At 55.0% G+C, this 19,863-nt stretch carries 20 protein-coding genes; 14 read left to right on the top strand and 6 right to left on the bottom strand.

Annotation, left to right across the window (positions count from 1 at the left end):
* The 9 genes from ACVBEJ_RS06570 to pepN all read left to right on the top strand — a co-directional run.
* Positions 1–190: hypothetical protein (locus ACVBEJ_RS06570; protein ID WP_447128812.1), on the top strand; the 190-nt coding region annotated here is incomplete at its 5' end.
* Positions 191–385: 195 nt separating this feature from the next.
* Entirely contained in the window at positions 386–766 is a 381-nt protein-coding gene (locus ACVBEJ_RS06565; protein ID WP_447128811.1) for a type II toxin-antitoxin system RelE/ParE family toxin, read from the top strand.
* Positions 759–1,064: a helix-turn-helix domain-containing protein gene (locus ACVBEJ_RS06560; protein ID WP_447128810.1), complete on the top strand. Its 306-nt coding sequence runs from the start codon at positions 759–761 to the stop codon at positions 1,062–1,064. Before ACVBEJ_RS06565 ends, ACVBEJ_RS06560 begins: the two co-directional genes overlap by 8 nt.
* A 263-nt stretch (positions 1,065–1,327) precedes the next feature.
* Positions 1,328–3,607 (top strand): sulfatase-like hydrolase/transferase, encoded by a 2,280-nt coding sequence (locus tag ACVBEJ_RS06555; RefSeq protein ID WP_447128809.1) that lies wholly within the window; start codon positions 1,328–1,330, stop codon positions 3,605–3,607.
* 56 nt (positions 3,608–3,663) lie between these two features.
* The gene (locus tag ACVBEJ_RS06550) at positions 3,664–4,590 is read left to right on the top strand and encodes an NAD(+) kinase (RefSeq protein ID WP_447128808.1); all 927 of its coding nucleotides are present in this window, start codon (positions 3,664–3,666) and stop codon (positions 4,588–4,590) included.
* A gap of 2 nt (positions 4,591–4,592) precedes the next feature.
* Positions 4,593–5,453: a rhomboid family intramembrane serine protease gene (locus tag ACVBEJ_RS06545; RefSeq protein ID WP_447128807.1), complete on the top strand. Its 861-nt coding sequence runs from the start codon at positions 4,593–4,595 to the stop codon at positions 5,451–5,453.
* A gap of 35 nt (positions 5,454–5,488) precedes the next feature.
* Entirely contained in the window at positions 5,489–5,746 is a 258-nt protein-coding gene (locus ACVBEJ_RS06540; RefSeq protein ID WP_447128806.1) for a YeaC family protein, read from the top strand.
* Positions 5,747–6,577: a DUF2797 domain-containing protein gene (locus ACVBEJ_RS06535; protein WP_447128805.1), complete on the top strand. Its 831-nt coding sequence runs from the start codon at positions 5,747–5,749 to the stop codon at positions 6,575–6,577.
* Between the two features lie 123 nt (positions 6,578–6,700).
* Complete coding sequence (gene pepN, locus ACVBEJ_RS06530; RefSeq protein WP_447128818.1) at positions 6,701–9,352, top strand: aminopeptidase N; 2,652 nt, start codon at positions 6,701–6,703, stop codon at positions 9,350–9,352.
* A gap of 108 nt (positions 9,353–9,460) precedes the next feature.
* On the opposite strand, the gene ACVBEJ_RS06525 is transcribed toward pepN, so the two are convergent.
* Positions 9,461–9,934: a DUF5362 family protein gene (locus tag ACVBEJ_RS06525; protein WP_447128804.1), complete on the bottom strand. Its 474-nt coding sequence runs from the start codon at positions 9,932–9,934 to the stop codon at positions 9,461–9,463.
* Entirely contained in the window at positions 9,927–10,937 is a 1,011-nt protein-coding gene (locus ACVBEJ_RS06520) for a tRNA dihydrouridine synthase (RefSeq protein ID WP_447128803.1), read from the bottom strand. The genes ACVBEJ_RS06525 and ACVBEJ_RS06520 overlap by 8 nt, the downstream gene beginning before the upstream one ends.
* Before the next feature lie 140 nt (positions 10,938–11,077).
* Here ACVBEJ_RS06520 and ACVBEJ_RS06515 point away from each other — a divergent pair, with 140 nt between their 5' ends.
* Positions 11,078–11,596: a bactofilin family protein gene (locus ACVBEJ_RS06515; RefSeq protein WP_447128802.1), complete on the top strand. Its 519-nt coding sequence runs from the start codon at positions 11,078–11,080 to the stop codon at positions 11,594–11,596.
* A 5-nt stretch (positions 11,597–11,601) separates the two neighbouring features.
* Positions 11,602–12,249, top strand: coding sequence for a hypothetical protein (locus ACVBEJ_RS06510; RefSeq protein ID WP_447128801.1), 648 nt, complete (start codon positions 11,602–11,604; stop codon positions 12,247–12,249).
* Positions 12,250–12,378: 129 nt separating this feature from the next.
* Here ACVBEJ_RS06510 and ACVBEJ_RS06505 read toward each other — a convergent pair whose 3' ends face one another.
* The 4 genes from ACVBEJ_RS06505 to ACVBEJ_RS06490 all read right to left on the bottom strand — a co-directional run bounded on the left by ACVBEJ_RS06505 (position 12,379) and on the right by ACVBEJ_RS06490 (position 15,427).
* Positions 12,379–13,728, bottom strand: coding sequence for an ATP-binding protein (locus ACVBEJ_RS06505; RefSeq protein WP_447128800.1), 1,350 nt, complete (start codon positions 13,726–13,728; stop codon positions 12,379–12,381).
* Positions 13,725–14,420, bottom strand: coding sequence for a response regulator transcription factor (locus tag ACVBEJ_RS06500; protein ID WP_447128799.1), 696 nt, complete (start codon positions 14,418–14,420; stop codon positions 13,725–13,727). Before ACVBEJ_RS06500 ends, ACVBEJ_RS06505 begins: the two co-directional genes overlap by 4 nt.
* A 4-nt stretch (positions 14,421–14,424) precedes the next feature.
* Complete coding sequence (locus ACVBEJ_RS06495) at positions 14,425–14,706, bottom strand: PepSY domain-containing protein (protein WP_447128798.1); 282 nt, start codon at positions 14,704–14,706, stop codon at positions 14,425–14,427.
* A 142-nt stretch (positions 14,707–14,848) separates the two neighbouring features.
* Positions 14,849–15,427, bottom strand: coding sequence for a glycine zipper 2TM domain-containing protein (locus ACVBEJ_RS06490; protein ID WP_447128797.1), 579 nt, complete (start codon positions 15,425–15,427; stop codon positions 14,849–14,851).
* A 243-nt stretch (positions 15,428–15,670) separates the two neighbouring features.
* Here ACVBEJ_RS06490 and ACVBEJ_RS06485 point away from each other — a divergent pair, with 243 nt between their 5' ends.
* The 3 genes from ACVBEJ_RS06485 (at position 15,671) to ACVBEJ_RS06475 (ending at position 19,741) form a co-directional block, all read left to right on the top strand.
* On the top strand, positions 15,671–16,264 hold the full coding sequence (locus tag ACVBEJ_RS06485) for a DUF502 domain-containing protein (protein ID WP_447128796.1): 594 nt from the start codon (positions 15,671–15,673) through the stop codon (positions 16,262–16,264).
* A 138-nt stretch (positions 16,265–16,402) separates the two neighbouring features.
* Positions 16,403–18,925, top strand: coding sequence for an ATP-dependent helicase HrpB (hrpB, locus tag ACVBEJ_RS06480; protein WP_447128795.1), 2,523 nt, complete (start codon positions 16,403–16,405; stop codon positions 18,923–18,925).
* Between the two features lie 60 nt (positions 18,926–18,985).
* Positions 18,986–19,741, top strand: a complete 756-nt coding sequence (locus tag ACVBEJ_RS06475; protein WP_447128794.1) for a class I SAM-dependent methyltransferase — start codon at positions 18,986–18,988, stop codon at positions 19,739–19,741.
* The last annotated feature ends 122 nt before the right edge of the window (positions 19,742–19,863 follow it).

Below are 19,863 nucleotides of genomic sequence, written 5' to 3'. Positions count from 1 at the left end.
CGGGAATGAGAGTGAGGTGCCGCTTAATGTATCCATAATAGGTGTCCACTTAATAATAGGTGGACACCATCATTATCGGATCAACACCGGATCGGTAGATGTGTTGGCCGGACGCTTACCCGAGAATCCCAGCATTGTTGATATGCGCGCCGCTTGGTTGGGTGCATCTCCTTTGATCCACTTGCCGTAGTGTGTGTGGGTCGTCAAGCGCGAACATATGCACAAAGTCGAGGGGCAGTAGCCTCTCGCCGCTTTGCAACGGCACAGGGGGCGCTGTCGCGCCCCTGCATTACAGCCAAAAGAAGCGGCTAAGAAGATGGCAGAGAGATAGTGTTACAATATGGCACTAGGTGCTATAGTTGCGGTCAAATTCCAAGGACACAATGTGCGAATTTTTAAAACCAAGGCGTTCAGCAAATGGTCGGAAGACGAAGGGCTGAGTGACGAGGCGTTGATTGACGCTGTCCAGGAAATGGAACAGGGCTTGATCGATGCCAAACTGGGCGGCAACGTGTGCAAGAAACGGGTTGCCCTCGGCAATAAAGGCAAGAGCGGTGGCGTAAGAACCTTACTGGCGTTCAAGGTGAGTGACAAAGCCTTTTTCCTGTACGGGTTTGCCAAAAGCCAGCGGGCCAATGTGAATACCAGGGAACTGAAGGCTTTGAAACTGTTGGCTGCGGAGCTATTGGGCCACGACGATAAGCAACTGGCACAGGCTTTAAGAGCTGGAGAACTGATTGAAATAGAGGTGATAGATGATGACTAAATCTCTCCTGGAAACCATCCATGAAACAGCACAAGGGCTGCACAAAGCCGGGGTGATGGACATCACCACCATGCACGAGTTTGACGCCCTGTGCCTGCCGCCGGTAAAACAGTACACGGCGGCGCAGATCAAGCGCATCCGCACCCGCCAGAAAGCCAGCCAATCGGTGTTTGCGGCCTATCTTAACACCAGTTTGTCCACGGTTCAGAAGTGGGAGCAGGGCCAGAAAAAGCCAAATGGCCCGTCACTGAAGCTGTTGAACCTGGTGGATGATAAGGGGCTGGAAGCGCTGGCCTGATTAACATTGTCCTGCTCGAAAAGGGCCGTTGGTTAAACGCCAACTGCCCTTTTTACGCCCTCGTTAAAGGGTCGTTAAAGCGTTAAAGGAGTCAGAGCCGAATTATACTTACTTAAGTTCGTCATCCCCGCGCAGGTGGGGATCCATACAAGACCTGAGTCCAAGTCTTTACACAATATTTACCCACCCCTGACAATCAGCATACCCAAACTTGCACACACCCCTCATAGACTCTGAGCATCAAAAACGAATGGGGCAGTGTTATGAAATCGTGGGTAGTGTGTTTGGCATTGATGACTGTTGTGGTGGCTGGCTGCGGCGGCGGTGGTGGCTCTGACAGCGGCACGGGCAGTGGTGTGCCGAACCCTGTACCGGTTCCCGACCCGGAGCCGACTCCCGATCCAGGCCCAGACCCAGACCCTAACCCAGACCCTAACCCACCCGGCGGTGTTGACCCTTCGCGGCCCAATATTCTGCTGATTATCTCTGACGATCAGGGCCTGGATTCATCGGCGCAATACGATCTGTCCATGGATCTGCCCAATACGCCCAGGTTGAACGCTTTGGCGGATGATGGTCTGGTGTTCGATAACTTTTGGGCAACCCCCGGTTGTACGCCAACGCGCAGCAGCATCATTACGGGTAAGTACGGCGTCAATACAGGCGTGACCTCTATCGGCGCTACCCTGCCAGACGACGAAGTCACCCTGCATTCCTTTCTTGCCAACGATGCTGCCACAGCGGGTTACGACTCTGCCCTGGTGGGCAAGTGGCATCTGGGTGGGGGCAATGCAGCGGACAGCCACCCCAACGATATGGGTATTCCACACTTTGCCGGTGTGCTGGGCGGGGGAGTGAACGATTACAGCCAGTGGAATTTCACCGTCAACGGGCAGACGTCCCCATCGGCCACTTACAACACTACAGAACTGACGGACCAGGCCATCGATTGGCTGCAATCCCGGTCTGGTCCCTGGTTTTTGTGGCTCGCCTATATTGCACCCCACGCGCCATTTCACTTGCCCCCTGATGACTTGCACAGCGCCAGTTTGTCCGGTGCAACTGCTGACATTAACGACAACCCGCGAGACTATTACCTCACAGCCATTGAAGCCATGGATACAGAGATTGGCCGCCTGTTGGACTCCATGGAGCAGGAGCAGCGAGACAATACAGTGATTATTTACATTGGCGACAACGGCAGCCCGGCACGGGTTACTGATCAACTTGTGTTTGCCAACGGTTCCAAAGGCAGCCTGACGGAAGGCGGCGTGCGTGTGCCATTGGTGGTTTCCGGTGCCGGTGTCACACGCCAAAACCAGCGCGAGGGCGCCCTGGTGAACAGTACCGATCTGTTTGCCACCATAACCGATCTGGCGGGCAGCAGTACCACTGCCATTCACGACAGCCAGAGTTTTGCCGGGCTATTGACGGATGCCAACAGTCCTTCCAGAGAGTATATCTACACAGATTTCGACAGTGACCAGCGCTCCGGCTGGGCTATTCGCAATGACCGTTACAAGCTGATAGAACTCAGCGACGGCAGCCAAACGCTGTATGATCTGATCGACAATCCGGACGAAACCAATAACTTATTGCTGAGTGGTTTGGATTTTTCGGACACGGTGGACCAATTGCGCACCGAGGCACTGCAAATTCGCCAGGGGGCGGGCGGTGGTACGGGTATTCCGCCCAGTGGAGACCCCATCGACATCACCGGCGCCATACTCACCAGCCTGAGCGCCAATTGCCAGGATTACATCAACAATTACCAATCCTCAGCGCGGGATGTGAACAACAATGTGCTGTTTGCCGGGGCGCTGACCATCAGTGTCAACGGTGACAAGTGTGTGATTCAGTCCAACGGTATTCCCAACCACGACTTCAACGATGGCAGCCGCAGTTTTGCCAATGATGTGTCCGAGCAGAACCAAAATTATCAAATTACCGTCAACCCGCAATTCGCCGCTCAACCCACGCCCATTGCCATTGGTTCGGACAATGGCGTGATGCTCAACGGCGTAAAAATCGACCTGCTGGCTGCCGCCTGCTTTGGGGTTGGCGACGAACGCACCGGCTGCAACAACATGGATCAGCCCTGGCGTTTCGACCCGTTGTTTGAAAACAGTGGTTTTGCCATGGACAGCCACAATGCCCATGCCCAGCCCAATGGCAGTTACCACTATCACGGTTCTCCCAATGCGCTGTTTCACAGTCATACCAATATTGCGTCGCCGGTGGTGGGCTTTGCCGCCGATGGTTTTCCCATCTTTGGCACCTGGTTCGATGATAACGGCACTGTGCGCCAGGCCACCTCAAGCTATCGCCTGAGAAGCGGTGCCCGGCCCACGGGCGATGGCAACCCCGGTGGCAATTATGACGGCGCCTTCCGCGATGATTACGAATATGTAGACGGCCTGGGTGACCTGGACGAGTGCAATGGCATGACGGTTAATGGCGTGTACGGCTACTACATCACCGAAGAATTTCCGTACATGATGGCCTGTTTGCGAGGGGAGGTTGACTCTACCTTCGTGCGTTGAGTGATGGTGCCCCCTGTGTATAATCGATGCTTCCACGATTGTCACAAGAGCATGGTATGCCCTCATTTCCCCGCATTGGCCTGATGGCCCGCGTGCAATACCCGGAAGTTGTAGAGTCACTGCGTTACCTGGTCAGCGATTTGGGCGCAGACCACGCCCTGATGGTGGATTCCCGTGCTGCGGCTTTTCTCAAGGAAGATGGTGTCAATGACGAGGGCATTGAGTACCCGGTGTGTGACTGCCAGGAATTTGCCGACTGTATAGATCTGGCAATTCTGGTGGGAGGCGATGGCAGCATGCTCAGTGCCGCTCGGGAAATGGTGGATTTTGATGTGCCCCTGCTGGGTATCAATCGCGGTCGACTGGGGTTTCTCAACGACATATACCCGGACGAAATTGGCCCGCGGGTGCGGGAAGTGCTGGCCGGGAATTACATCGAGTCCAGCCGTTTTTTGCTGGAGACCGCCGTCACGCGCAATGGCGGAGAAATCGGCACAGGCATTGCCCTTAACGATGTGGTGCTGCACCCGGGGCAGTCGGTGCGCATGATGGAATTTGAACTTTATATCGATGGCCAGTTCGTCAATAGCCAGCGTTCCGATGGCCTGATTCTGGCCACGCCCACCGGCTCCACCGCCTACGCACTTTCCGGCGGTGGCCCTATCTTGCACCCGGATCTGGACGCCATTGTACTGGTGCCCATGAACCCTCATACCCTCAGCAGTCGGCCCATCGTGGTGCCGGGCAACAGTGAAATCGAAATACGTGTCAGCGACCTCAACGAGCTGCACCCATTTGTTACCTGCGATGGCCAAAATCACATAGAAACCGAACCGGGTGACGTGATCTCCATTCGTAAAAAAGCCAAACAGCTACGTTTGATTCATCCCTCCGACCACAATTTTTACGAAATCTGTCGCAGCAAACTGGGTTGGGGCAGCCGTGTAGGTGCCATCCATCGCAACAACAAAACCCATAAATGACGGTGACTGAAAACAATTGGACCCTGGTGGCACAGTTTCCTCCCAGCTGGAATCCGGAAAATTTGCTGGCGGAGCTGCAGCGCCGAGGCATTAATCACCGAATAGTGCGCGAAGAACAACGCCAATCCCTGTGGGTTGAACAGCCAGAGCATATTGTGGAAGTGGGCCAGTTGGTGCGGCAGGTGATGGAGTCCCAGCGCCGTGCAGCTCAGGACCCGTGGTCTTACGGCGCTGCACCCTCATCAAAACTCCACATTGGCAATGGTGGACAGGGGGTAAAACGATTGTGGCAATTGTTTCGCCAATTCCCGGTGGTGATGTGGGGGATTTTGTTGAGCCTGGCGGGGGCTTTGTTGGTTGAGCTGTCTCCGTCGATCACCGGCCTGTTGCTGTTTCCGTTTTACGAACAGTGGTCAGTGGCCACATTGTGGCGCTGGCTGACGCCGATATTTCTTCATTTTGGCGTTAGCCATGTGGTGTTTAACTGCCTTTGGCTGTGGGTGTTTGGCAGCCGTTTGGAACAGGTGTGTGGCAGTGGCCGCCTGTTGATGATTGTTGTTGCCACGGGGCTCGGCGGCAATATTGCCCAGTATCTGTGGAGCCAGTCCATCCATTTTGGCGGTATGTCCGGTGTGGTTTACGGGTTGATGGGATACCTGTGGCTGCGACAGCAGCGCGACCCTCACCCCTTGTTGGTTTTTCCGCCAATGTTGTTTGCCATGATGTTTGTCTTCCTGGTTTTGGGTATGACCGGCACTCTTACGCAACTGTTTGGTACCGGAATTGCCAATGCCGCCCACCTGGGGGGCTTACTCACCGGCCTTGTGCTGGCTATGGTGTCGGCGCCAAAATCAAGGCGCTGATATAATCGCCGTTTATATTTCCTCCTGGATGCCTTATGGATTTTCAGCAGTTATTAAACAACATCACCCCGGATATTTACCAAAATCTCAAACGCTCTGTGGAGCTGGGCAAATGGCCCGATGGCAATACCCTGACTGCGGAACAGCGGGAGCTGTGTATGCAGGCGGTGATCGCCTGGGAGCACAAGCATTTGCCGCCGGAAAAACGCAGCGGTTATGTACCGCCAAAGCCCACCGGCTGTGAAACCGACCTGTCCCTGGATGATTCTGAAACCCTGAAGTGGAAACAGTAAATGAGTGCTAATTGCCACAGTGGTCACCTGAAAAAAATGTCCGTTGAGTTGGCGGATCGGGTGCAGTACCAACTGCCTTTGGACGAGCAACGAATAGACCTCAACCCGTTGGTGGGTGAATTTCTGCGACTGGAATACGCTGGCGACATCCATTGTCACCACTGTGGCCGCAAAACCAAAAAGAGCTTTAACCAGGGGTATTGCTACCCTTGCTTCAGTCGCCTGGCTCAGTGCGACAGCTGCATCATCAGCCCGGAAAAATGTCACTATGACCAGGGCACCTGCCGCGAGCCGGAGTGGGGCGAACAATTCTGCATGACCGATCATATTGTTTACCTGGCAAACTCGTCGGGCGTCAAGGTGGGCATTACCCGCGCCAATCAGATACCGACACGCTGGATTGACCAGGGTGCAGTGCAGGCATTGCCGATTTTGCGCGTTGCCACACGGCAGCAGTCCGGCCTGGTGGAAGATGCCCTGCGTCAGCATGTGGCAGACAAAACCAACTGGCGCGCCATGCTGAAAAACGATGTGGTGGCCGTGGATTTACAGGCCAAACGAGACGAACTGTTTGAACTGTGCAAAACGGAATTGTCGGCCTTGACCGACCGCTTTGGCATCAACGCCATCCAGCCTGTCGATGGTGCCGAGGCAGTAAATATTGATTACCCGGTGATCGAATACCCCACCAAGGTGACCAGTTTTAATTTCGACAAAACTCCGCTAGTGGAAGGCACACTGATGGGCATTAAGGGTCAATACCTGATGTTCGATACCGGAGTGATTAATGTTCGTAAATTCACCGCTTATAACGTGACACTCAATTATTGAATATTGTCATCCTGAGCGTAGCGAAGGATCTCATATGTGCATTGCCTGTTGAGATTCTTCGCTGCGCTCAGAATGACAGGGTACAGAAAAATGCTCAGAATGACGGAGCACAGAGAAAACCCCATGAAAGACGCACAACCCAAAACCATTTACCTGAAAGACTACCAGCCACCAAACTACCTGATCGACACCACCGAACTGCGGGTAGAATTAATGGAGGAAGGTGCCACTGTTGCCGCCAAACTCAATATACGTCGCAACAGCACAGCCAGTGAAAACAGCGAACTTGTACTGCACGGCATCGACCTGGAATTGCGGGAGTTGAAAATCGATGGTCGTGTGCTGGACGCCACGAAATATTGTACCGATACAGAAACCCTTACCATCAAACAGGTGCCCGCCGACTTTGTGCTGGAATCGCTGGTATTTATCAAACCCCAGGAAAACACCTCCCTGGAGGGCTTGTACCAATCCGATGGCATGTTTTGCACCCAGTGCGAAGCAGAGGGCTTTCGCAAAATCACCTACTACCTGGATCGCCCGGATGTAATGAGCGAGTACACCACCACCGTAGTGGCGGATAAAATTCGCTACCCGGTGCTGCTTAGCAACGGCAACTCCATCGAAAAAGGCGAGCTGGACAACAATCGCCACTTTGTCACCTGGCACGACCCTTTCAAAAAGCCCAGCTACTTGTTTGCTTTGGTGGCCGGGGACCTGGAATATATTGAAGACAGCTTTACCACCATGAGTGGTCGCACTATCGAGCTGCGCATTTTTGTGGAAGAAAAAGACATCGACAAATGCGACCACGCCATGCGTTCGCTGAAAAAATCCATGGCCTGGGACGAAGAAGTGTACGGTCGCGAATACGACCTGGACATCTTTATGATCGTTGCCGTGGACGCCTTCAATATGGGCGCCATGGAAAACAAAGGCCTGAATATTTTTAACACTTCGGCGGTTCTGGCAAAAACTGAAACCACCACCGATGCCGCTTTTCAGCGAGTAGAGGCCATTGTTGCCCACGAATATTTCCACAACTGGTCCGGCAACCGGGTCACTTGCCGGGACTGGTTTCAATTGAGTTTGAAAGAGGGATTTACCGTATTCCGCGACGCCGAATTTTCGGCGGATATGGGCTCGCGGGTAGTCAAGCGGGTAGAGGATGTCAGTCTGCTGCGCACCGCGCAATTCTCCGAAGACGCAGGTCCCATGGCGCACCCGGTGCAGCCCGCCAGCTTTATCGAAATTTCCAATTTTTACACCCTTACTGTGTATGAAAAAGGCTGTGAAGTGGTGCGCATGTACCACACATTGTTAGGCCCGGAACTGTTTCGTGCAGGCAGCGACCTGTACTTTAATCGTCACGATGGCGACGCGGCCACCATTGACGACTTTACCCGTTGCATGGAGGAAGTGTCTGGCCGCGACCTCACCCAGTTCAAACGTTGGTACAGTCAGGCGGGCACGCCGAGGCTGGATGTGAGCGGTGAATACAACGCCGACGCGCAAACCTACACCCTGAACTTTACGCAGAGCTGCCCGGCCACGCCGGAAGCGGCTGAAAAATATCCCTTCCATATTCCGGTAACTGTTGGCCTGGTGGGGCAGCAGGGTGACTTGCCACTGCAATTGCAGGGTGTCGAACAGGATCGAACTTGCACTGATATCGTACTGGAAGTGACCGGCCGCAAGCAGAGTTTCGTTTTTGAAAACGTTACAGAACAACCGGTGCCATCTCTGTTGCGGGATTTTTCCGCGCCGGTGAAACTGAACTTTCCCTACAGCCGAGACGATTTATTGTTTTTGATGAGTCGCGACAGCGACGGCTTTAACCGCTGGGATGCCTGTCAGACCCTGGCCACTGAAACTCTTGCAGAACTGGTTAACGTGCAATTGAACGGCGGCATTCTGGAGATGGATAGCACATTGGTGGAAGCCTTTCGCTCAGTGCTGAACGATGACACCCTGGATCCGGCGATGGTGGCGCTGATGCTGAAATTGCCCAGCGAAGCGTACCTTGCGGAAGAGGCAGACGTGATCCATGTGGATGAAATACACAGCGCCAGGGAGTTTGTGCGAGGTCAGTTGGCGGAACAGCTGAAAGACGAATTCCAGGCGGCCTACGACAACAATCAAGTTACAGAGCCCTACGAGCCCGATGCCGCCCAAATTGCCAAACGCAGCCTCAAAAACGTAGCGCTCGGCTATTTGCTGCAGGCGGATGACGAGGCTATTGCACTGGCACGCAACCAATACGACAGCGCCAACAATATGACCGACAGCAGCGCCGCGCTGTCACTGTTGGCCTGCGCCGATGGCGCCGCTGCCGGGCAACAGGCGGCGGAACTGATTCCGGCGTTCTACCATCAATGGCAGCACGAGGCTCTGGTGGTCAACCAATGGTTTGGTATACAGGCCATTGCCCCCCAGTCAGGTGCCGTGGAACGAGTGAGGGAACTGATGCAGCACCCGGCATTCGATATCAAAAATCCCAACAAGGTGCGCTCATTGATCGGCGCTTTCTGCGCCAATAACCATATTCATTTTCACCGTGCCGACGGTGCCGGTTATCAATTGCTGGCGGATACGGTAATTGAACTGAACAACCTTAACCCACAAATTGCCGCCCGGCTGCTGGCGCCATTAACCAAATGGCAAAAGCAAACACCACAGCGGCAACAGCTGATGAAACAACAGTTGAGCCGGATTATGGCAACGGCGGACTTGTCGAAAGATGTTTACGAGGTGGTGTCAAAGAGTTTGAAGTGATTTGAACCCGTCATTGCGAGGAGCGCAGCAACGCGGCAATCCCCCAGCTCCTCTGCCATACTGGTCGAGATTGCCGCGGCCTGCGGCCTCGCAATGACAATGTAGGTCTCACATCGCCATCATCGGAATAGCAATGGCAGCCAGCATACCCACAACCATCAGCGCCAGCATAATGATGCAAAGAATACCGGCAAATTTCCAAAACTTGCGCTGTTGTTCAATGGCCGCCACCAAACTGCTTTCGTCGGGGTTATTTACTAAATCGCCAATGCGCGATCCATAACGGGACAAATACAGTGCTGGCAGCAAGTAGAGCAGTGCAGAGAAAATATAGATAAACCCCAAAACCCCTGTGCCAATAAAGTCTGCCGTGCCTGTGGCATTATCTATGGCGCTTCCAGCCACCATCATGCCCGCGCCACCAAGAATCATAAACCCGGCGCTGATGTAAAACAGTACGGCAATCAGGGTTACCCAGGGTTTGGTGCCAGCCAGCTTGTCGATAACGTCCTGGCTAACATTTTGATTGCTGTGTGGGCCTGCGGTGTCCGCTTGCGGGGTAGAGTAGGGATTGTCAGTCATTGGAGCTCTCCGTTTCAATTATTGTGTCGCCAATCTGCGCAATCTTGTCGCCATTGTCAAACTGGCGGTCAAAAGCCGCCTGAAAATCCTGGTGTGCCCGAAAGCGTTTAATCTCGGCAAACAGTTCTGCGGCCTGCGGATAGCTGCGCTGCAAATACATCAACCACTGTTTGGCGCGGTTGCCGAGGAATTTCTCCGGGTAGGCGGCGCCGGTTTCCCGGTAAAAGCGGTAGAGCAATTGACAGACATCGTGCCAGGGAAGGGGAGTGTACGCTGTGCCGGCTTCAAAATGTTTGATTTGCAGGGCCAGATCGGGCTGCGCCAGCAAACCTCGCCCCAGCATAAAATCCGTACAGCCGGTTTGCTGCTTGCAACGCCGATAATCACCCAGCGTCCAGATTTCTCCGTTGGCAATTACCGGTATATCCACCGCCTGACGTATACGACCTATGTAGTCCCAGTATGCCGGTGGTTTGTAACCGTCTGCTTTGGAGCGGGCGTGCACTGCCAACTCGCTGGCGCCTCCCTGCCAGGCGGCGGTGGCGTTATCCAGGTAGCGGCTGCGGTCGGCAAAACCCAGGCGAATTTTGGCGGTGACCGGTATATGGTCCGGCACTGCATCGCGCACTGCTTTGACCACATCGTATACCCGCTGTGGGTCTTTCAATAAGGTGGCACCACCGTCGCTGCTGTTGACGGTTTTTGCCGGGCAGCCGAAATTCAAATCAACAGCGCTGGCCCCCATGCGGGCGGCTTTGGCACCGTTGCGGGCCAGTTTGTCCAGATTGCTGCCCAATAGTTGAATGCGCACCGGTGTACCTGCCGGGGTTTGGCAGTGGTTGAGCAATTCCGGGCACAAGCGTTTGAACACGCGCTCTGGCAATACGGCGTCGGTTACTCGCACAAACTCCGTCACGCACAAATCAACGCCGCCCAAATCAGTGAGCAGGTCGCGCATATGGTGATCGACCACCCCTTCCATAGGGGCCAGGAAAATTCGCATGTGACTGTAACGTTATTTTTGGGCACGAATTGTAGCGGTACAGCGAGGCGGCTTCTATGCATTCTGTGACTTGCGTACTGGTAAGCGGCGTTTTTTGCGCGGATGATTCAGGTTCTTGCAACCCATAAGAGATCGCAGCCATGTTCGACAAGAAGTCCGATGAAAAGTACAGCAAACCCGTTTCCAACAGCCAGGTTGATCGCGGTGACCTGGCGGCCACCAGCATTACCTCTCCGTCCCGTGCTTGCGCCATGATTGGCGCAACCATTCACATCAAGGGTGATATCAGCGGCGGCGAAAACCTGGTGATCGACGGCAAGGTAGACGGAACGGTGAGCCTCAGTGATCACGAACTTTCAGTGGGTAAAAGCGGTGCGGTAAAGGCAGATATCACCGCCAAGATGGTGCGCATTGATGGCGAGGTACAGGGTGATATTGCCGGCCATGAAAAAGTCACAATTTCCAAAAGCGGCAATGTGCGCGGTAATATCGTTGCCCCCAGAGTCACCCTGGAAGACGGCGCCAAATTCAAGGGCAGTATTGATATGGACCCGGGCAACAGCGTTGCCGTTGCACCCAAGGCACCGAAAGCCGCTGAAGTGAAAGAGCTTCACAAAGACAACAACAAGCCCGGTGAGGCCGCCAAAAGCGCATCCTGATTGCTGTGTTTCGCAAAACCACAACGGAATCACAGCACACACCAGTAAATAGCCACAGTGACTCTGCTGCCAACGTGCAGCAGAGTCAGTTGTTTGCCACCCTGACCGAGCGGCTGGAACCTGAGCAGCCACTTTCTGTGCTGGATGTTGGCCCCGGCGTGGCGGCCACCCTGGATTTTTTTTCTGCCTATCGCTGCCGCCTGCAGTTTGCCGATCTGTTTGACTTGCTGCCTTTGCCGGTTGTGGATGAGGGGCTGACAGAAGATCAAAAGCAACAACAATTGCAGCAGTATTTTACCCGGGCACTGGCATTGCCTGAGGGTCGCTGTTTCGATTTGCTGCTGTTCTGGGATTTGTTTAATTATTTGGATAACAGCGCTCTGGCGGCACTGTCACAGGCATTGCAGCCCCATGTGCACAGCGGCACTCGCGGCCACGGTTTTGTGCAGCGAGACCGCCAGAAAACGCCGTCGGATTATCGCTACGGCGTGGCATCGGAAAGCAGTTTTACCCTCCAACCCGGCTCGCGACAGGGGCTGCAGAGGCACTGCCACGCTCAGGCGGTGGTAGAGCGGCAGTTGCAGGCGTTTACCATTCAACGTGGCGTGCTGATGCTGGACGGGCGCTTGGAGTTTGTGTTGCACAGGGTTTGATGGCGTATTGTGCGTCATTGCGAGGAGCGCAGCGACGCGGCAATCTCCTACAGCCATCGCTTACTCTTCGAGTCCTCAGCCACTTTGCTTGAGATCGCGGCGCTACGCTCGCGATGACGGTGTGCACGTTTATACCGGCATCACCACCCGAAAGCGCGCTCCCCCCAGGGGTGAATCTTCAATGTACAGTGTCCCCTGATAGGCAGTAACTATCTCCTGCACTACCGCCAGGCCAATGCCCTGGCCGGGGGTAGTGGTATCTGCCCGTACGCCCCGGCGCAAAATAGACTCTCTCTTTTCCGGCGCAATGCCAGGGCCGTTGTCATCAACAGTCAGTTGCAGTCTGTGGTTGATGATTGCTGCACCGACCCATACTTCCCCCGCACCGTATTTGCAGGCGTTTTCCAGCAGATTGCCGAGCAGCTCCATCAGGTCGGCTTCGTCGCCACGAAACAGGCAATTGGGGTCCAACTCTGTGGTAAAGCGAACCCCTGCGGGTTGGTGTATTTTTTTCAGCGCCGCCAGCAGGCGTTGCACCACTGGTGCCACCTGGCATCGATGATTGCTGGCACTGCTGCCAACCGTAGCCCGCTGTAGCTGATGGCGCACAATTTGGTCCATGCGCTCAAGTTGTTCCATACGCTCAAGCTGCTGTTCCTGTGGTGATTTATGCCCATCCTCTAATTGACCGCGCATGACAGCCAACGGCGTTTTCAAGCTGTGGGCCAAATCCGCCATGGTATTGCGATAGCGCTCTCGTTGCTGGCGTTCGCTCTGTAATACTCGGTTGAGGTTTTCGGTAACCGGGGTGATTTCCCGTGGGTACTGGCCCTGCAGCAGTTGTTGCTGGCCCTGTTCGATGGACTGCAAGTCGCTGGCAACTCGCTTCAGGGGTTTTAGACCCCAGCGCATAATCAGCAATTGTGCCGCCATCAGAAATAATCCCAGGCCGCCGAGCCATTGCCATAACTGCTGCTGGTAAGCGCTCAGCTGTGATTCTACGGGGCTGTGATCCTGGGCAACGGTAAAGCGCAACTGGCGGTTGTCGCCAGATGGTTGTTGCCAGCTGACATCGTAGTGAAAACGGTAATAAGGCAGCTCATCCTCTTTGCCGGGCTTGTGAAATTGTTGCTGACCGGTGCGCAAGGGGGTGGCAGGCGAGGGCAGTGTTGCCGCCAGAGCAGAGGCAGATTGCCACAGGATTTGATGGTGATCACCTATGGTGGCCAACAGGCCAGAGTTGAGCTGATTGAGTCGCGGTTCGGTAAACCTTTCCGGCATCCACAGTTGCTCCCCTTCCAGCTCTGCTGCGCCCATCAGCAGATAAATCGTACTTTTTAGCCGCTCCTCAAGGGCGGATTCCTGACTGTGGCGAAAGCTGCGCTCCAGTGCCAGACCACTGAGGCCCAGGAACAGGGGCAGTACCAGCAGCGATGCCAGTGCAAAGCGGCCTGCCAGGGAGTGCAGCCAAGGTTTCATACGGCGTTGCCTGTCCCGGCACTTTGCAGTGTGAAGCGATAGCCCTGGCCGCGCACGGTGGCGATGGGCTTGAGGTTGCCTTGCGGGTCGAGTTTTTTGCGCAGGCGACCGATAAACACTTCAATCACATTGCTGTCCCGGTCAAAGTCCTGGTCGTAGAGATGCTCTGTTAGTTCGGTTTTGGAAATTACTTTGCCGGGGTTGCGGCTCAGGTATTCCAGAGTGTTGTACTCGTAGCTGGTCAGTTCCAGTGGCGTGCCTTTCAGGGCGACCTGTTTGCTGGCGGTGTCGATTTGCAGTGGGCCAAACGCCACTGTGGAACTGGCGTGTCCGGCGGCCCGGCGCAACAGGGCGTGAATGCGGGCTTTTAGTTCTTCCCGGTGAAAGGGTTTTACCAGGTAGTCGTCAGCACCGGCCTCGAGCCCGGCCACTTTGTCTTGCCAATTGCCGCGGGCGGTAAGAATCAGTATGGGAAAGGCGCGGTCTTTCCGGCGCAGGGTTTTGATCAGTTCAATACCGTCCATACCAGGCAGGCCAATATCCACCACTGCCAGATCGTAGGGGTATTCGCTGCCGTAGTAGAGGCCCTCTTTGCCATCGGCGGCAGCGTCTACCGCGTACCCTTCCGCACTGAGCGAGCTTTGCAGTTGTTCGCGCAGTGCGGTTTCGTCTTCAACAATCAGCACACGCATGGTGTTATCGGCCCCTGAGTATTTTGCCGTTTTTGGCATCGATTACCAGGTAGCGAATTTCACCGGAGCGGGTCAAAATCTTGACTTGAAACACTTTCTTTCCTTTGCGGGTAGAAGGTGACACTTTCAGCACTTTGCCGCCATTTTTTCCAGCGATAGTAGCTGCCTGTTTGCGGCTGATATCTGCGTTAGCTGGCAGGCTGGTCAGGCCGATGTTGGCACCAAGAAAAAGCGCGCAGAGGAACTTGCCGGTATACCTGGGTAATACAGTGGGTAGGTAGTTCATAACAGGTTCCTCTACTGATGGGGCAAAGTTTAACCCGGCGGCAATTAGTGCCGGGCTAATAATGCGGTACAGGGATGTGCCGCTGCTGGCGTAGCCAGCGCGAGCTCAATAAACTCAAGCACTTCCGCGCAAGTGTGCCGGATTAATAGTGTCGGTGTGCGGGGCGCACATCTACCACTACTTTGATGCGTCTGCCGGGGTCGTATTGGGTGCGAGTTTTATACACCCGGCCATTGTAGCGGTATTTTACTTTATACCCGACGATTTCCTGATGATAGTCGTAATAACCGCGATCCCGATAGCCATGATGACGGTGTTTTTTGCTGACGTCTGAAGCGATGGCTGCGCCCAGCACTGCGCCCACCACGGCGCCTGCACGTTTGCTTTTTTTGTGGTTGCCCAGGGCGTGTCCCACACCGCCGCCAATGATGGCGCCGATCAGCGGCTTTTTAGAGGAGCCGCGGTCGTAGTAGTCGTAACCATCGTCATGGCGATAGTCGCTGTGATAAGTGCGAACTTTTTTGTAAATAGGCTTTACGCTGATCACTCGGGCGTAGTCCGTGTGGTTGCCGTTGTAGTGGTGTTTGCTGTAATGGCGATCGTTATGCCTGTCATAATAGTCCCGATGGCCGCCGGCCATTGCACTGCCAGACAGGGTTGCCAGCGCCACAACAACCAGCGCCGGTTTTAACAGGGCGGATTTTAATATGGGTGTTTTCATGGTCATTCTCCTTTAGGGGTGGGGCCGGTTTTTCCGACTTGCTGGAAAGATTAACGGAGGTAACCTGAATGCAACCTGAATCAGTACAATGAGCATAGAACCCGGCACAAGCCCGGTATTCATGTTTGTGACACGCCGTCAACCCTTCCCAGGGGCTCGTCGCCAGCATCCATGCTGGTCAGGTTCACAAACATTAATATCGAGTTTATGCCTTCACATCAGACGTGATAGCAAGGAATGACAATGAAAAAGATCTTTATCGGTGGCGTCATGGTGCTGTTGCCAGTGGTGATACTGGCGGCGGCGTTCAAATGGCTGTTTGCACTGATTACCAACTGGATTCAACCGCTTACCAATCTGGTGGTGGGGGATAACCGATTGCCGGAGCTGGTGGGCGACCTGATTGTGATCGCCATTATTCTGGTGCTGTGCTTTGTGGTGGGTTCTCTGGTCTCAACCCGTATTGGTGCCTGGGCCCATCGGCTGTTCGACCGTTACCTGCTCAAGCTGGCGCCGGGTTATCGCATGGTCAAGGAGGTGATCGCGCAGTTTTTTGGCGATGCCAGCAAATCCCCGTTTGCCAATGGCGAAGTGTGCCGGGCAAAAATATTTGGCCCGCAAAGCCCCACCAACGTCACGGCACTGGTGACATCCCGTCACGACAATGGTGACTTCACTGTATTTGTACCCACTGGCCCCAATCCCACTTCTGGCAACATGTACCACCTGAAACCAGAGCAGGTAGAGCTGCGCCCGGATATCAAACTGGAAGATATGATGCGCACCATTATTGCCTGTGGCGCTGGGTCGGGAGATTTGTATAAAAAGATCAACTGAGCAATCCCGGTTACACCGCGGCGTACCCAAGATGGGTTTTACTTTCTGTGACCGTGGCCAGCAGGGATGCTGGCGACGAGCCTACATGGATGTATGCACGGCGTGTTACAGAAAGTAAAACCCATCTTGGGTACGCAAATGACCAAGCTGAAAATGACTGACAAGCTGCCAATTCAAGAGGCCCTGCCAGAACTGCTAAAACACTTGGCCGCCACCGACCAGGTGGTATTACAGGCCCCCCCCGGTGCCGGTAAAACCACAGTGGTTCCTCTGGAATTATTGCAACAACCCTGGCTGAACAACCAAAAAATACTACTGTTGGAACCCCGCCGTATGGCGGCACGAGCGGCAGCAGAGCGTATGGCGCAACTGTTGGGTGAAGCGGTGGGCAAAACCGTGGGTTACCGCATGCGCCTGCAGAGCAAGGTGAGTGCCGAAACCCGTATCGAAGTGATTACCGAAGGTATTCTTACTCGACTGCTTCAGGACGACCCGTCTCTGGAAGGGGTTGGTGTGGTGATATTCGACGAATTTCACGAACGCAGCCTGGACGCCGACCTGGGGCTTGCCCTGACTCTGCAAGGGCGGGCCCTTTTTCGCGACAGCGAGAGGTCGCTGAAACTGTTGGTGATGTCCGCCACCCTGGATGGCGAACGTATAGCGCAGATGTTGAGTGGCGCACCGGTGGTAACCAGTCAGGGGCGCAGCTACCCGGTGGACATTGTCTACGCCAAGAATCACAAAACAGGCGACCCGGTCGAGCCGTTAGTTGTCGATACGGTGATGCGTGGGCTGGCAGAAACCAGTGGCAGCCTGTTGGTGTTTCTGCCGGGGCAGCGGGAAATTACCCGAGTTGCCAACGGCCTTCGGGAACGGCTGGCGGACAGAGAAGATATCCTGCTGGCGCCGCTCTACGGTTCTCTCAGTTTTGAACAACAACGCCAGGCCATCGCTCCGGCTGAGGCCAATGTGCGCAAAATTGTAATCAGCACCAATATCGCTGAAACCAGCCTCACTATTGACGGCATAACCACTGTTGTGGATTCCGGGCTGGCGCGGGAGCCTCAGTTCGATCCCAACAACGGCATGACCCGCTTGCGCACCCGGCGTATATCCAAAGCCTCCAGCGTGCAGCGGGCGGGGCGGGCAGGGCGTCTGGGCCCCGGTGTTTGCTATCGCCTGTGGAGCGATCAGCAGCAGCAATCTCTGGCGAGCCACGCCACCCCGGAAATCCTGCAGGCGGATCTGGCACCCCTGGCTCTGCAGTTACTGGCCTGGGGGGTGGATGATCCCAACGAATTGCAGTGGCTGGATGCGCCTCCCGGTGGAGCCTATCGACAGGCGCTGGAGTTACTGGCATCGTTCGCGGCCGCCCGCGAAACCCAAGGTGGCCACTGGCAGTTAACCCCCCATGGTCAACGTATGGCCGCCATGCCTTGCCATCCGCGGCTTGCCAATATGTTATTGCTGGCAAAGCAGTGGGGCTTGCAAAAAAGCGCCGCTGATCTGGCCGCGTTATTGTCTGAGCGCCTTCCTGCCAATTGCGGGGTAGACCTGGGAGATGCCCTTGGCTTGTTGGCAGCCCAACGTTGCCCTCCTGCGTTGAAAGGCTGGCAACAGCGGGTGCGTGAACAGTCTCGACGCTACCTGGCCCTGTGTGATAAGGCCCATGTGGAAAAAACGGTGGATGCCTGTCTGGTATCAGGTTTGCTGTTGGCGCTGGCGTACCCGGATCGGATTGCTCAGCTCAAGACTGACAACAACTACCAACTCAGCAATGGCCGCCTGGCGCAGTTGTCGCCGCACAGCAGTTTGCAGGGAGAGCCCTGGCTGGTGGTGGCTGAATTGAGCGGGCGGGTGGGTAGCGCCGAAGATCGCATTTACGGTGCCGTGCCGCTGTCGCCACAATTGTTCGAAGACCACTTGGCCGGGCTGCTTGGTGTGGTAGAAAAGGCACACTGGGACGACCGCAGCGAGCAATTTATCGCCCAGCGCCAGCAGCGCATTGGCGCCATTGTGCTGAATGCCGAGCCACTGGCGGGGGTGGCCAATCAACTAAAAACCGCAGCGTTGCTGGATGTAATACGCAAACGGGGCTTGCGGATATTGCCGTGGACAAAGGATATACAGCAGTGGCGCTACCGGGTGCAGTTGTTGCATCGCACACTTGGAAACCCCTGGCCAGACCTGTCCGACGAGGCGTTAATCGACAGTTTGGATGATTGGCTGGCTCCCTACCTGGAGCCGATCTCTCGCCTCAGCCACTTTCAGCAACTGGATTTGGCGGTAATACTGGCCAACCTGCTGCCATGGCCGTTACCACAAGAGCTGGAAAAACTGGCTCCTGCCAGGCTGTCGGTGCCCTCAGGTTCTTCCATTGCCGTAGACTACAGCCAGTCGCCACCGGTGCTGGCGGTAAAACTCCAGGAAATGTTTGGCTGCCTGCAAACACCCAGCATTGCCGGAGGGCAGGTTGAATTGATGGTGCACCTGCTGTCTCCAGCACGGCGGCCTTTACAGATTACTCAAGATCTGGCGAGCTTTTGGCGCAGTAGCTACCAGCAGGTGAAAAAAGAAATGAAAGGACGTTACCCAAAACACCCGTGGCCAGATAATCCGCTGCAGGCATTGCCCACCGCAAAGGTAAAAAAACGTCTATAGTTACCCGGTCAGCTCATTGGTTTACGAGTTGGCATTTCTTATATTTTTGGAGGGAATAACATGAAAACTCAATTATTCATCGCGGCATTGATGTGTGCTGCTACCACAATTGGCGTTGCCGCCGAGCCAGACCCGGTAGTCACCAAGCTGTCGAAAGCTCTGCAGGCAGAGGTTCGTACAGACAGTGAAAAAGCCCGTGATCGCAATCGCCGCCCCATACAAACCCTGAATTTTTTTGGCCTGAAAGACGATATGGCGGTGATCGAAATTATGCCTGGCGGTGGTTGGTACACCAAACTGCTGGCCCCCACTTTGGCGGACAAGGGCAAGTTGACCGTTGCTATTGGCGCAGGGCGCTTGGGCAGTCTGCTGGAGCAACCGGGCTTTGAAAAGGTATCAGTCGCCGGCGAAAAAACCACCTTTGCCCGCTCTACCGACGAGCCGCTACTGTACACCGTCAGTAATATCGACCTGGGTAAAGCCAAAGCAGATATGGTGTTGACCTTTCGCAACTACCATAACCTGGATACAGCCTCCCGTAAGGAATTGAACAAAGCGGCTTTTGCGGCACTGAAACCCGGCGGCATTTACGGTGTGGTAGACCACACGCGCCGCCATATGCAGGAACTAACCCGAGAAAACCGCCGCCGTTTTGATCCGGTACAAGCCATTGTGGAAATACAGGCCGCAGGTTTTGAATTGGTCGGCTACTCGCCACTGCATTACAAATTGGACGATGAACTGCGTTACGAAGTAGGACGCAAGTCGGTGACGGGGAATACGGATCGCTGGACGTTGAAGTTTCGCAAGCCCTAAAAGATAGGGCGCGCTTTGCGCTTACAGTGAACAGGACGCCCGCGTTGCGGCTACAGATGATAGCCGCCGGAGCGTCTGTCATTGTGAACAGAGCGCGGCGATCTCGGTCGCTGCGCTCCCTC

Source organism: Porticoccus sp. GXU_MW_L64 (assembly GCF_052983295.1).
This window is presented reverse-complemented; position numbering and strand designations above follow the sequence as displayed.

Coding starts and splice junctions, on each gene's coding strand:
- ACVBEJ_RS06560 (WP_447128810.1), top strand. CDS start 759: ATGACTAAATCTCTCCTGGAAACCATCCATGAAACAGCACAAGGGCTG.
- ACVBEJ_RS06555 (WP_447128809.1), top strand. CDS start 1,328: ATGAAATCGTGGGTAGTGTGTTTGGCATTGATGACTGTTGTGGTGGCT.
- ACVBEJ_RS06550 (WP_447128808.1), top strand. CDS start 3,664: ATGCCCTCATTTCCCCGCATTGGCCTGATGGCCCGCGTGCAATACCCG.
- ACVBEJ_RS06540 (WP_447128806.1), top strand. CDS start 5,489: ATGGATTTTCAGCAGTTATTAAACAACATCACCCCGGATATTTACCAA.
- ACVBEJ_RS06535 (WP_447128805.1), top strand. CDS start 5,747: ATGAGTGCTAATTGCCACAGTGGTCACCTGAAAAAAATGTCCGTTGAG.
- pepN (WP_447128818.1), top strand. CDS start 6,701: ATGAAAGACGCACAACCCAAAACCATTTACCTGAAAGACTACCAGCCA.
- ACVBEJ_RS06525 (WP_447128804.1), bottom strand. CDS start 9,934: ATGACTGACAATCCCTACTCTACCCCGCAAGCGGACACCGCAGGCCCA.
- ACVBEJ_RS06520 (WP_447128803.1), bottom strand. CDS start 10,937: ATGCGAATTTTCCTGGCCCCTATGGAAGGGGTGGTCGATCACCATATG.
- ACVBEJ_RS06515 (WP_447128802.1), top strand. CDS start 11,078: ATGTTCGACAAGAAGTCCGATGAAAAGTACAGCAAACCCGTTTCCAAC.
- ACVBEJ_RS06505 (WP_447128800.1), bottom strand. CDS start 13,728: ATGAAACCTTGGCTGCACTCCCTGGCAGGCCGCTTTGCACTGGCATCG.
- ACVBEJ_RS06500 (WP_447128799.1), bottom strand. CDS start 14,420: ATGCGTGTGCTGATTGTTGAAGACGAAACCGCACTGCGCGAACAACTG.
- ACVBEJ_RS06495 (WP_447128798.1), bottom strand. CDS start 14,706: ATGAACTACCTACCCACTGTATTACCCAGGTATACCGGCAAGTTCCTC.
- ACVBEJ_RS06490 (WP_447128797.1), bottom strand. CDS start 15,427: ATGAAAACACCCATATTAAAATCCGCCCTGTTAAAACCGGCGCTGGTT.
- ACVBEJ_RS06485 (WP_447128796.1), top strand. CDS start 15,671: ATGAAAAAGATCTTTATCGGTGGCGTCATGGTGCTGTTGCCAGTGGTG.
- hrpB (WP_447128795.1), top strand. CDS start 16,403: ATGACCAAGCTGAAAATGACTGACAAGCTGCCAATTCAAGAGGCCCTG.
- ACVBEJ_RS06475 (WP_447128794.1), top strand. CDS start 18,986: ATGAAAACTCAATTATTCATCGCGGCATTGATGTGTGCTGCTACCACA.